Origin of the sequence: Ponticoccus litoralis (assembly GCF_039769985.1) — a bacterium.
Taxonomy (GTDB): domain Bacteria; phylum Pseudomonadota; class Alphaproteobacteria; order Rhodobacterales; family Rhodobacteraceae; genus Ponticoccus; species Ponticoccus litoralis.
Map to the genome: position 1 here is coordinate 3,048,461 of NZ_JBDNCH010000002.1, position 11,624 is coordinate 3,060,084.

The window sequence follows — 11,624 nt, forward strand, 5'->3', positions numbered from 1 at the left end:
CTAGCCGTCCTGCCCGTAAAGCGCGTGGTTCAGCGCCGTGACCGCCTCGGCGGTGCGCGGGCCGAAGCCCAGCAGCAGCAGGCCGTCCATCTTGACCAGCGCGCTTGCCTCTGCCGCCGGGGTCAGGCGCATCGCGGGCATGGCAAAGAGCGCCTCGGCGGTGATGTCGTGGGTGCCGCCGCGCTGCATCATCAGGATCACGTCCGGCGCGGCAAGGCCCACGGCCTCGTCGCCGATCTGCTTGTAGCCCTCGACACCCTGAAGCGCATTGATGCCCCCGGCCATGCGGATGATGGCATCGGCGCCGGTGCCCTGACCGGCGGCATTGATCTTGCCGCCCTGCGTGCTCAGCACGAAGAGCACGCGCTTGCGCTCTGCCTCGGGGCGGTCGGCGTCCTGCATCGCCTCGTCCAGCGCGGCGCCGACCTCTGCCGCCAGCGCCTCGGCCCGGTCGGGCACGCCAAGCGCGGTTCCGATCACCTCGATCTTGTGCAGGATCGCCTCGGGGGTCAGCCCCTCGGGCACCGCGACAAGATCCACCTCGGCGGCGCGGATCACCTCCAGCGTTTCGGCCGGGCCGGCGCCCTCTTCGGCAAGGATCAGCGAGGCGCCCACCGACAACACGCCCTCGGGGGACAGGGCGCGCATGTAGCCCACGTCCGGCAGGCCGGTGACCTCGGGCGGATAGGTCGAGGTGCTGTCGCGGGCGCGCAGCCGGTGGCCCTGATCCAGCGCCACGACGACTTCCGTGACCGCGCCGCCGATCGACAGCACGTCGGCCTCGTCCCCGGGCAGGCCCTGCGCGGCCACGGCCCAGGCGGCAAGGCCGCCAAGCGCGGCGGTCATGACCCCGGCAAAGCCCGTAACGGCAGAGGGCCGGGTCATTCCGCGGGCTCCCGCAGGCTTTCCAGCCCGGCGACCAGATCCTGCCAGTCGGGGCGCCAGTCGCGATCCTCTGTCCGGCGTCCGAAGATCTGGAAGATCAGCCCGCCCTCGGCGTCGAAGGCCTCGACAGAGACGGCGGGGCCGCGCTGTGTCGGCTTGTCGGCGACCCAGACCTCGGCCACCTTGTCCAGCCGCAGGTGCAGGTTGAAGCCCGGGTCCATGACGTTCTGCCACGGCCCCATGGGCTTCAGGCTGCGGATCGGGCCAGAGTGGATCTGGATGCAGCCGCGGTTGCCGACGAAAACCATAACCTCGACACCGCGCGCCTGGATCTGTTCCAGCATGGTGTTGACCGCCTCGGGCGCCAGCGGGCGGGCGAAGGGGTCTCCGGCGGTGCGATAGGCGCCCAGCCGGTTCATCTTCAGCTTGGAACACAGGCGCAGGAACTGGTGCGTGTCGGTAAGGCGGGACCATTCCGCGCGCAGGATATCCAGCTTGTCCGGGTTGGTCCTGGCCGCCTCGACGGGCTTGCGCGGCTCGACCGTCTGCCCCTCGGACTGATCGGGAAGGGCCAGCGCGGCGACCACGTCCTCCCAGGCCTCATGGGCAGAGGTGGCGCGCATGTGGATCTTGTGGACCGCATCGCCGGCGGCGTCGAAAACCTGAAGCGACCGGCGCGGCGGCCCGTCCTCCACGGCGGTTTCGACCGCATAGGCGTGCACCCACTGCGAGGGGAAGATCCGCAGGTCGATCTCTTCGGTCAGCACCATCGCGGCGTGCGGGCCGGGGTGATAGTTGGCATAGCGCCCGACCTTTTCGTGCACGCAGCCCTCCACGCGGGTCAGGGCCATGACCTCGCCCAGCAGCTCGGCGGCGGGCATCAGCCGGTCGGGATGGGCGGCGATCCGGGTGGCGCCCTGACCGATGCGGGCGGCGACCAGCTGCGCCTCCGATATGCCCAGCCGGTCGGCCAGATCGCGGGCGCGCAGCTTGGGAGAGTCTTCCTCCGCCTTGCGGATGGCAGAAGGAGAGAGGGGGATACGGTAGTCATGACGAGCCCTTGCGACAGAAGGTGATGGCTGCCCCCGCACGACGGCGAGCCGGGTCTGGCTTGTCACTATATCCGACCAATTTAATCGGATTGCGGCGGGACCGCAAGCGATTGCAGGGGCTCGATGCACGCCAGCCCGCAGGAAGGCGGCGGGGCCGGGCTTTGGGCGGGTGGCGCGGCCCTGTCGAAACGGGGCCGCGCGACGTGCCGCGTTTCGGGATCGAAACGGATCCGGGCCAGCGCGGAACGGTGGCCCCCTTCGTTTTTCCACAGTGAAATATGGGGCAAGGCGGCGGTGAAAGCGCGTCTTTGTTGCTTTGAACGGAAATCCCGGTCTACTCTCGGGATCGGGAAATGATCCCTGGGGGAAAGACATGAAGAGCGACCTGACGGTCCGCCTGGCCGGGCGTCTGTCGGAGCTGCGCGCTGCCCGTGGCTGGACGCTGGACCAACTTTCGAACGCAAGCGGCGTGAGCCGTGCGGCCCTGTCGCGGCTGGAAAACGCCGAGGTCAGCCCCTCCGCCGATGTGCTGTCCCGGCTGGCGGCGGCCCATGACATGACCCTGTCGCGGCTCTTTTCGCTGATCGAGGACGGCTATGCCGCCCATATCCGCCGCGACGATCAGGCGGTCTGGCGCGACGGGGAAACCGGGCTGGCCAAGCGCATCGTCTCTCCGGCGACGGCGGCGCTGGCGGGCGAGGTTCTGGAATGCCGGATGACCCCGAACACGGAAATGATCCAGGATGCGCCCGACGTGATCGGGCAAGAGCATCACCTGATCATGGTGACCGGCTACATGCGGGTGGAACTGGAAGGCGAGGCCTACCAGCTGGGGCCGGGGGATGCCCTGCGCTACCGCGAGCATGGCGAAGTGAAGTTCCTGACCGCCAAGGGGCAGGGCGCCAAGTTCTACCTGTGCTCGGTGACCGCCTGAGCGCCGGTCTCGACCGCAGGGTGGTTGACCAAAGGTAACACCCCGCTCACGATCTCGTTACCGAAATGCTGAAACAGGGGCCGTCCGGCTGCCGTGTGTACCTGCATCCGATCCCGAGGGACGGGGCAACAACAGACACATGGGAGACCAGACAATGACCAAGACGATGACCCTGAGCGCCGCCGCCTTTGCCATGACCGCCCTTGCCGGGGCCGCCGTGGCGCAGGACAACCCGATGGTGGGCGGCGCCGCGATGTTCGCCAACAAGACCATTGTCGAGAACGCGGTGAACTCGGCCGATCACGAAACGCTGGTCGCTGCCGTTCAGGCCGCCGACCTCGTGGATACCCTGAACTCCGAAGGGCCGTTTACCGTCTTTGCCCCGACCGACGCGGCCTTCGACAAGATCGCCGACGAAAGCCTTCAGGCGCTGATGGCGCCGGAAGCGAAAGACCAGCTGACCAAGATCCTGACCTGCCACGTCGTCGCGGCCAATGCCATGTCCGACGCCATTGCCGGAATGATCGCCGATGACGGCGGCATGCACCCGGTGCCCACCGTGGGCGGCTGCACGCTTCAGGCCAAGATGATGGGCGACAAGATCGTGCTGACGGACGAGAACGGTCGCGACGCGACGGTGACCATCGCCGACGTGCGCCAGTCGAACGGGGTGATCCACGTGATCGACCGCGTGCTGCTGCCGAAGCAGTAAGGCCCGGCAATGCGGGGCGGGGTCCGGTTGTGTGCAAAACGGGTGGTTTTCCCGTCCCGCCGTGCACGAAGCGTTGGGCGACCCCAATATGCCTGACGGGATCGTGCGCGCCCCCGGCTTGCCCCCGCAGGCCGGGGGCGCTCTATTCTGAAGCAGGCCGGTGTGCCCGGCCCGCGCCGAAAACCAAGACAACGCCGAAACCGACACGCCAAAGCCAAGGAGGAGCCGATGAAACGCCGCATCTTTCTGACGGGCGCCCTGGCGCTGCCCGCCCTCAGCCAACCCGCCCTTGCCGCCTTCGAGGTCAGCCGCAGCCGCGAGGAATGGCGCGCCATGCTGACCGAGGCCGAGTTCCACGTCATGCGCGAGGAAGGGACTGAACGCGCCTACACCTCGCCGCTGAATGACGAGACGCGCGCGGGCAGCTTCCTGTGCAAGGGCTGCGATCTGCCTCTGTATTCGTCCCGGCACAAGTTCGACAGCGGCACCGGCTGGCCCTCGTTCTGGCAGGCCCTGCCGAATGCGGTCGAGACGAAGCCGGACCGCAAGCTTTTCGTGACCCGCACCGAATGCCACTGCCGCCGCTGCGGCAGCCACATGGGTCATATCTTCGATGACGGCCCGGCGCCGACCGGCAAGCGGCACTGCATCAACGGCATCGCCATGACCTTCCGCCCGGCCTGACTGGCCGGGTCGGAAGGCGGGCGGACAAACGAAAAGGGCACCCGGATGGCTGCGGGTGCCCCTGTTCGTGAGTGGAGGAGCTCTGGGCCCGTGATGGAGAATTGCACGCTAGAACGATAGCTGTCTAGAAATTAATCAACCTTAGGTAGATTAATTTTGCGTCCATTCTGGCGATAAGGGCTTTTTATGCCGGAAAGGGCCTTGCCGAGGCCGGTGCCAGCCCCGGCAGGGGTTGCGCGGTCAGGCGCTTGGGGGGCGGACCGGCCGTTGCACGCCGCGCGCGCGGCGCTGCCGGTCGGGCTCGCAGGCGTGCGGGCTGCTTCGGGCTGGGCACCCGAGGGCCGTCACGAAACGGAAAAGGGCGGCCCCGTGGCGCCGCCCGTCTGTCATCCAAGCCCGGCAGGGCAGGGGCCGTGGCCCCGATTGGCCGGCCCTGATCCCGTGGCACGCGCCTGTCCGGGCGCGGCCTTACTTGAAGCTGCGCGAGTCCTTGATCTGGTCCCAGGCCCAGACAACCTCTTGCAGCTGCTCTTCCTGGCTGCGGTCGCCGCCGTTCATGTCCGGGTGCAGCACCTTGATGAGCTTCTTGTAGGCCTTGCGGATCTCGACCTTGGTGAGCGCCTGCTCGGCATCGAGGATCTCCAGCGCGCGCTTCTCGGTCGGGGGCAGCTTGCGCCCGCCGCCGGGCTTCTGCCGCCCGGGGTTGCGCGTGGCATTGTCGCCCAGCACCTGATGCGGGTCCTCGATGCCCAGTCTTGCCCAGGCCTTGGCCTCGGGGTCGCGCCACTCCTTGGTCTTGCGCTCCCAGACCTTGTCGGCGCTTTCCTGCGCGTTCATCTCGGCCTCGGTCTTGCCCTCGAAGAACGACCACTTGGCATTGTACTCGCGCACGTGGTCCCGGCAGAACCAGTAGAAGTCATCCAGAACGTCCGGTGCCTTGGGCGCGCGGAACTTGCCTGCCTCTTCGCAGCCGGGGTGGTCGCAAACGCGTGTGGAGGTTTCGGACTCGCCGGTCATGCTCTTGCGTCCACGCGGGTTTTTTTCTTCGCGGACTTCACGGACATGTCGAACCCGAAGGGATCTGATCTGCTCATAAGGCACCTCTTCTCGACTCGGACGCCAGAGCATAGACTATCTGCGAGGCAATGACAGGGGGCAGACCGTAAAATGTCACGAGCAGAAGAAATGCGCCGAAAGCTGGAAGAGGCCTTTGCGCCGACACGGCTGGATATCCGCAACGACAGCGAGCGTCACGCGTCCCATGCGGGCTATGACGGCACCGGCGAAAGCCATTTCCATGTCACGATCCGGGCACCGGGGTTCGCAGGCCAAAGCCGTGTGGCCCGGCACCGGGCCATGCATGCGGCGCTGGGGGATCTGACGACGCGCATCCATGCGTTGTCCTTCGACATCGACGCCTGACGCGGCGCCGTCCGCGATGGCCGCCGCCCGCAAGAACGGCGTGGGGGGACAGCCATCGTGCCCGTCGTTCTTGACGCGCGAAGCGGCGGGGCACATCGGCCCCCGTCACGCGCGATCTGTGCAGGGGGGGCTTGTCCGGAGACGGGGCGGCAGGATGCGGCGTTGGCATCGCATGGCCCGACCTGTGGTCGTGGACAGCGGGCAGGGGGGCGACAGCAATAAGGGGGCCAGGCCCTTCGGCCACGCCCCCTGATGGTGCAAAAAAGGTTCAAAAACCCCCAGTACAATCCTTGGTTGTGACGCCCCGATCAATCCTGAGGCTAAGCCCCCGTCGATTCCGAAGGCCTTGACCCAACGTTAACACAAATCAAGGCCGTTTGTCAGTATGGGAATCGTGACCCAGCGTCAGCCAAACGCAAATTCTGCGTTATTCCAGCGGGCCGATAGGCGCGCCGGGGCGCGTGGGTCATTCAGCGGGGTGAGAGGGGCGCTTGCTGTCCAGCCAGCCGTCGATGCGGCGGGTTTCACGTTTCAGCAGCACGATGCCAAGGCCCACGACGGCGAAGGCAATCAGCGGGATCGCGATCTCGAAGCCAGTCATTCCGGTCTCTCCTTGCGCAGCATGCCCAGAATATAGTGCGAAAGCCCGTGCAATGCCAGTCCGGCAAGGCCCCAGCCTATGGTCAGAGAGTTTACGTGCAGTGAATTTTCGGTCAAGGGCCGCAGGATCGCAAAGCCGATCAGGCCCAGGGCGACCGCATTGGCAAAGCCCGCCAGCAGCTTGACGCGCTCGTTATGGACCATAAGCGTGTCGCGCAGGCGGGGGGCCATGTCACGGCCCCCGCCGGATCGCAGCCGCCACGCGGCGGCAGGCCGGGGTCATGCCTCGGCCAGCTTCTTCGCCACCAGCTCGTTCACCGCCTTGGGGTTGGCCTTGCCGCCCGTGGCCTTCATCACCTGACCGACGAACCAGCCCGCCAGCTTGGGGTTCTGCTTGGCCTTCTCGACCTGCGCGGGGTTGGCGGCGATGATCTCGTCCACCGCGGCCTCGATGGCGCCGGTATCGGTGACCTGCTTCATGCCGCGCGCCTCGGCGATCTCTTCGGGGTTGCCGCCCTCGGTATAGACGATCTCGAAGAGGTCCTTGGCCATCTTGCCGGAAATGGTGTCGGCCTTGATCAGGCGGATCACCCCGGCCAGTTGTTCGGGCGAGACGGGGCTGTCCTCGATGCCCTTGTCGTCCTTCTTCAGGCGACCGAAGAGCTCGTTGATGACCCAGTTGGCGGCCAGCTTGCCGTCACCGGCGCCCGCCGCGACCTTTTCGAAGAAGTCGGCGTTCACCACCTCGGCGGTCAGCACGCCCGCGTCGTAATCCGACAGGCCGAAGTCCTTGACGAAACGCGCCTTCTTCTCGTCCGGCAGTTCCGGCAGAGAGGCGGCGATGTCATCGACCCAGGCCTGCTCGATCTCCAGCGGCAGCAAGTCGGGGCAGGGGAAGTAGCGGTAGTCATGCGCCTCTTCCTTGGACCGCATGGACCGGGTCTCGTTCTTGTCGGGATCGTACAGGCGGGTTTCCTGATCGACCGTGCCGCCGTTCTCGACGATGGCGATCTGGCGCTTGGCCTCGACGTCGATGGCCATCTGGATGAAGCGCATCGAGTTCATGTTCTTGATCTCGCAGCGCGTGCCGAGATGGCTGAAATCCTGCGTTTCCTGATACTTCTCGTACTGGCCGGGACGGCAGATCGAGACGTTGACGTCGGCGCGCAGGTTGCCGTTCTGCATATTGCCGTCGCAGGTGCCGAGGTAGCGCAGGATCTGGCGCAGCTTGGCGATATAGGCGGCGGCCTCTTCCGGGCCACGGATATCGGGGCGGCTGACGATTTCCATCAGCGCGACGCCGGTGCGGTTGAGATCGACGAAGGACATGGTCGGGTCCATGTCGTGGATCGACTTGCCGGCGTCCTGCTCGACGTGGATGCGCTCGATCCGCACCTTGCGGGCGATCCCCGGCTCCATGTCGACGATGATCTCGCCCTCGCCGACCAGCGGGTGGTAGAGCTGCGAAATCTGGTAGCCCTGCGGCAGGTCCGGATAGAAGTAGTTCTTACGGTCGAAGGCGGATTTCAGGTTGATCGCCGCCTTCAGGCCAAGGCCGGTGCGCACCGCCTGCTCGATGCAGTATTCGTTGATGACGGGCAGCATGCCGGGCATCGCCGCGTCCACGAAGGAGACGTTGGAGTTCGGCTCGGCGCCGAATTTCGTCGAGGCTCCCGAGAAGAGTTTCGCCTGAGAGGCCACCTGCGCGTGGACCTCCATCCCGATGACCAGTTCCCAGTCGTGCTTTGCGCCCGCGATTACCTTGGGTTTCGGGGTCTCGAATGTCAGGTCCAGCATGGCCGCCTCTCGTCTCGGATTTGGCAAGCGGTCTACTGCGCGGGGACGCTCTGGGCAAGGGGCAGGGCAGCGCCAGCGCGGCGGGCCATGCGCATTTGGCGCCGATAGGGGCAGAGCGCCCATGGACCGGGGCCTCTGCGCCCGCCGGACCGCCCGGTCAGCCGTCGCGCAGCAGGCTCATGCCATCGGGGCCGAAGACAAGGCGGCGGCCGGTCTCCAGCGCCGGGGCGTAGAATTCCGCAAGGCTGGACATGGCGCGGATGCGGCCCCGGCGGACCAGATCCTCTGCCTTGGTTTCGGCGGGATGCGCGCGCCCCGGCATCGGCGCAAGGGCCCAGACGCGCGGGTGCAGTGCGCGCAGGTGATCCTGCGCGATCCAGCCAAGACTGTCGGCGATGCGGCGGCGTGTGCTGCCGGTCCCGGCAGGGCCGCCCATGGTCAGGCCCGCGAAGGCGGCCAGCCGGTTGGCCATGTGCTGGCCGGGCTGGCGGGCGAGGATGTCGTGCAGCCCCTCGGCGAAAAGCTCGGCATCCGAGGCGCCGCTCGGCGCCCGCGTCGACCTCCAGCGCGCCGATATAGACCCATGCGTAGCCACCCGCGCCCCAGAGATCGCGGGTGCGTTCGGCGGTGCGGCGGGCCTGCCGTTCCAGCATTTCCCAGCTGCCAAAGGCCTTGGGCCGCATGGCGCGGCCCAAGGCCGTGTAATGACCGACCGCAAGGGGGCGAGGTCGATCAGATCCTCGAAGTCGTCGGCGGCGCGCAGGCCGGGCCGGGGGCGGCCTCTAGCAGGGCGCAGCGCACCTCGGCCCATGCCGGCGATTCGCATTCGAAAGGGTCGTAGCGGTCCGCCAGCTCGGCGGCGCGGCGCATGTGCCAGTCATAGGCGTCTCTCCGCTGAGGCGACAGGCCGCCCGGCGGCGAGGCGCCGCGCCAGTCCCGGGCCAGGTCGACATGGGCCATGGCGGCGACAAAGGCGGTGGCCGGACAGTCCGGCTGGTCCTCCATGGCGAGGTCGAGGGCGGCAAGAACGGCGCGGGCGCGGCGCGGTTCCGTGCGCTGCACGGCGCCACGGGCCGCGGCCATCGCATCGGCCCGCGCACCGCTGGCAAGAAGTGCGGCCACCGGCAGCAGGCCGGGGGTCATGTGGCGGTTGCGCTCGGCGGTGTGAAACTCTGTCGCAAGCCTGTCCCATGCATCCTGCCGGGCCAGAAAACGCCCCCGTGTCAGGTGCTTGTCGCGGGCTTCGGTTTCGGGGCAGGGGTCGCAGACCGGGATCTCCACCCGTGGCCGCAGCGGCCCCGGGCCCGATGCGCCGGTGCTGCGGCGCGCGCCTGTCCTTGGTTGGCCGGGGCGGTTCACGGCCGGGCCTAGGACAGGGATTCTGGTGAAAAAGGGTCGCATGGTGGGGCGCTACTCGAACAGGAACATTGCCCCTCAAGATGCCCGGCCACTGTGACCAAAAGGCGGCGCGTTCCGGGAATTGCCCGGGCCTTCCTCCGGCCCCATAGCGCCCCTGTCCGCGCCCCCGGCACAGGGCGTTTCGACAGCCTGCACAATGGCCCGCCCCGTTGCGACAAATTGCATCACTTGCAACAAGGGGCGCTTCATAGCAGCTTGCCCGGATCATGATGCGTATAGCTGCCATACTATTCACGCTTCTCGCTGCTCCGGCCTCGGCCAACTCGGTTCAGACCCCTCTGGCCCCGCTGCCAGAACCTGAAGCGATTGTGCCGCAGGTGTCCGAGCAAGCGGTGAAGACGTCGCTTCGCCCGGTTGCCCGCCGGATGGTCATCCCCGCCGCGCGCTGGGACAAGACCTCTGGCCGGAAAAGCTGGACCCTTGCCACCCTCACGGCGCTGAAGACCCATGCCACGGTCCTGCCGGACATCGTGCCGCGCGACATCGCCGAATACTGCCCGGCCTACCCTCACGCCCCCCGCGAAGTGCGCGAGGCCTTCTGGGTCGGCCTGACGTCGGCGCTGGCCTGGCACGAGAGCACGCATCGTCCCGGTGCCGTCGGCGGTGGCGGAAAGTGGTACGGGCTGACGCAGATCCTGCCCGCCACGGCGCGTGGCTATGGCTGCAAGGCGCGCAGCGGCGAGGCGCTGAAGGACCCCGAGGACAATCTTTCCTGCGCGCTCAGGATCATGGCCAAGACGGTCAAGCGCGACCGCGTGATCAGCGCCGGGATGCGCGGCGTGGCCGCCGACTGGGGGCCGTTCCACTCTGCCAAGAAACGCGCCGACATGAAGGCATGGACCCGCAAGCAACCCTATTGCTCGGGGCTGTTTTCCTCGCTGAAGCCGGTGGCGCGCCCCGATCACATCGGGCCGGAGCCGCAGAGCCCTGCCACCCGGCCCGAGATGATCGCGAAGAAGCCCGGGCTGAACGCCGCAGAAATCATCTCGACCCAGTCGCACGCGCGGTTCTGACGCCCGTCGGACAGGTCGGTCAGGACACAAGGAAAAGGCCGCGCCCCCGGAAGGAGCGCGGCCTTTTCGTCTTTGGCGGTCGGGTGCGCGGCGACAGCCCCGTGGGCCTGTTTCGGATCGGTTGGATCGAAACGCGCCGTCAGGGCGCTTCGCTTCACGTCGGGAAGAGCGTCAGACCTTCAGCCAGCTCGGGCGGCGGGTGGCATCGACCAGCGACAGCCCGGTTCCCTTCGGTCCGCCAAGGGCCAGCGTGGCGCGGCGCAGCATCTCGATCCCGTCCTCGGATTTCGCGGGCAGGGCCGAGGCGGAAATCGGTTCGCCGACCCGCACGAGGAAGGGCTGGCGCGCCTTGTTCAGCGTCTCGTGGAACAGGGTGATGTCCCGCAGGGTCGGGTGGATCAGGTCGAAGAGGTAGAACAGCACCGAATTCCGCGCGCGGATGTTGATCGGGATCACCGGCAGGTCGAACTTGCGGGCGATCATCGCGGCAGAGGCCATCCGGGGGCGTTCGTACAGCCGCAGGCCGCGCCGTTTCGCCAGCCGCCCCGAGGGGAAGATCACGCCCAGCCGGCCCTCGGCCACCGCGCGGCGGGTATAGGCCATGGTCTCGCGGGTCTTGCCGTGGCTGCGCTTGTCCTTACGCCATTCCACCGGGGCAATCATCGCGTCAAGCTGCGGAACCGCGCGGACGATGTCGTGGTTGGCAAAGAAATAGGCGTCGGGCCGGACCTGGCGCAGGATATGATACAGGATGATGCCGTCGGCGATGCCCGTGGGATGGTTGGCCACCACAAGCGCCGGTCCGTGCGAGGGCAGGTTGCCCAGCCCCGAGACCTCGACCTCGTCGGACAGCATGTCGCCCATCACCGCCATCAGTTCCTGCGCGGGCAGATGGTCGACCGAGGAACCGATTTCCAGCGTCTTCTCGTAGCTGAGAAGGCGGTACAGTGCCGCGCGCAAGAGACGGGTGCCCGGGCGGTCCGCAAACAGCCAGGGGGCGCGTTCCTCGATCAGGGGGTCGATGCGGTCTTTCATATCACTGGCCCAAGATCACGATTCGGTATCATACGGATGACAGGCGCGCCGTCATGGCTAGTCTAGCCGAC

General features: G+C 67.3%; 13 protein-coding genes and 1 pseudogene. 5 read left to right on the forward strand and 9 right to left on the reverse strand.

Going from position 1 to position 11,624, the window contains the following annotated elements; all coding sequences use genetic code 11:
* Both ABFB10_RS16125 and ABFB10_RS16130 read right to left on the reverse strand, forming a co-directional pair.
* On the reverse strand, positions 1-885 hold the full coding sequence (locus tag ABFB10_RS16125; RefSeq protein ID WP_347167281.1) for a heme/hemin ABC transporter substrate-binding protein: 885 nt from the start codon (positions 883-885) through the stop codon (positions 1-3).
* Positions 882-1,925, reverse strand: a complete 1,044-nt coding sequence (locus ABFB10_RS16130; protein ID WP_347168040.1) for a hemin-degrading factor — start codon at positions 1,923-1,925, stop codon at positions 882-884. The genes ABFB10_RS16125 and ABFB10_RS16130 overlap by 4 nt, the downstream gene beginning before the upstream one ends.
* A 385-nt stretch (positions 1,926-2,310) precedes the next feature.
* Between ABFB10_RS16130 and ABFB10_RS16135 the strand changes: the two genes are divergently transcribed.
* The 3 genes from ABFB10_RS16135 (at position 2,311) to msrB (ending at position 4,267) form a co-directional block, all read left to right on the forward strand.
* The gene (locus ABFB10_RS16135; RefSeq protein ID WP_347167282.1) at positions 2,311-2,871 is read left to right on the forward strand and encodes a helix-turn-helix domain-containing protein; all 561 of its coding nucleotides are present in this window, start codon (positions 2,311-2,313) and stop codon (positions 2,869-2,871) included.
* A gap of 154 nt (positions 2,872-3,025) precedes the next feature.
* Positions 3,026-3,583, forward strand: coding sequence for a fasciclin domain-containing protein (locus tag ABFB10_RS16140; protein WP_347167283.1), 558 nt, complete (start codon positions 3,026-3,028; stop codon positions 3,581-3,583).
* A 228-nt stretch (positions 3,584-3,811) separates the two neighbouring features.
* Positions 3,812-4,267, forward strand: coding sequence for a peptide-methionine (R)-S-oxide reductase MsrB (gene msrB / locus ABFB10_RS16145; protein WP_347167284.1), 456 nt, complete (start codon positions 3,812-3,814; stop codon positions 4,265-4,267).
* 468 nt (positions 4,268-4,735) lie between these two features.
* Here msrB and ABFB10_RS16150 read toward each other — a convergent pair.
* Positions 4,736-5,361: pseudogene (locus ABFB10_RS16150) on the reverse strand (J domain-containing protein).
* Positions 5,362-5,434: 73 nt separating this feature from the next.
* Between ABFB10_RS16150 and ABFB10_RS16155 the strand changes: the two are divergent.
* Positions 5,435-5,689, forward strand: coding sequence for a BolA family protein (locus ABFB10_RS16155; RefSeq protein ID WP_031322973.1), 255 nt, complete (start codon positions 5,435-5,437; stop codon positions 5,687-5,689).
* Positions 5,690-6,155: 466 nt separating this feature from the next.
* Here ABFB10_RS16155 and ABFB10_RS16160 read toward each other — a convergent pair whose 3' ends face one another.
* The 5 genes from ABFB10_RS16160 to ABFB10_RS16180 all read right to left on the reverse strand — a co-directional run bounded on the left by ABFB10_RS16160 (position 6,156) and on the right by ABFB10_RS16180 (position 9,367).
* Positions 6,156-6,290: a hypothetical protein gene (locus tag ABFB10_RS16160; RefSeq protein ID WP_023851894.1), complete on the reverse strand. Its 135-nt coding sequence runs from the start codon at positions 6,288-6,290 to the stop codon at positions 6,156-6,158.
* A complete protein-coding gene (locus tag ABFB10_RS16165) occupies positions 6,287-6,520 on the reverse strand; it encodes a hypothetical protein (protein WP_347167285.1) in 234 nt (77 codons plus the stop codon). Before ABFB10_RS16165 ends, ABFB10_RS16160 begins: the two co-directional genes overlap by 4 nt.
* Positions 6,521-6,568: 48 nt before the next feature.
* Entirely contained in the window at positions 6,569-8,086 is a 1,518-nt protein-coding gene (gatB, locus tag ABFB10_RS16170) for an Asp-tRNA(Asn)/Glu-tRNA(Gln) amidotransferase subunit GatB (RefSeq protein ID WP_347167286.1), read from the reverse strand.
* 157 nt (positions 8,087-8,243) lie between these two features.
* Complete coding sequence (locus ABFB10_RS16175) at positions 8,244-8,681, reverse strand: hypothetical protein (RefSeq protein ID WP_347167287.1); 438 nt, start codon at positions 8,679-8,681, stop codon at positions 8,244-8,246.
* Between the two features lie 137 nt (positions 8,682-8,818).
* A complete protein-coding gene (locus ABFB10_RS16180; RefSeq protein WP_347167288.1) occupies positions 8,819-9,367 on the reverse strand; it encodes a hypothetical protein in 549 nt (182 codons plus the stop codon).
* A 470-nt stretch (positions 9,368-9,837) separates the two neighbouring features.
* On the opposite strand from ABFB10_RS16180, the gene ABFB10_RS16185 reads away from it, so the two are divergent.
* Complete coding sequence (locus ABFB10_RS16185; RefSeq protein ID WP_347167289.1) at positions 9,838-10,518, forward strand: lytic transglycosylase domain-containing protein; 681 nt, start codon at positions 9,838-9,840, stop codon at positions 10,516-10,518.
* A gap of 171 nt (positions 10,519-10,689) precedes the next feature.
* Here the strand turns inward: ABFB10_RS16185 and ABFB10_RS16190 are convergent, their stop codons facing one another.
* Complete coding sequence (locus tag ABFB10_RS16190; protein ID WP_347167290.1) at positions 10,690-11,553, reverse strand: 1-acyl-sn-glycerol-3-phosphate acyltransferase; 864 nt, start codon at positions 11,551-11,553, stop codon at positions 10,690-10,692.
* Between the last annotated feature and the right edge of the window lie 71 nt (positions 11,554-11,624).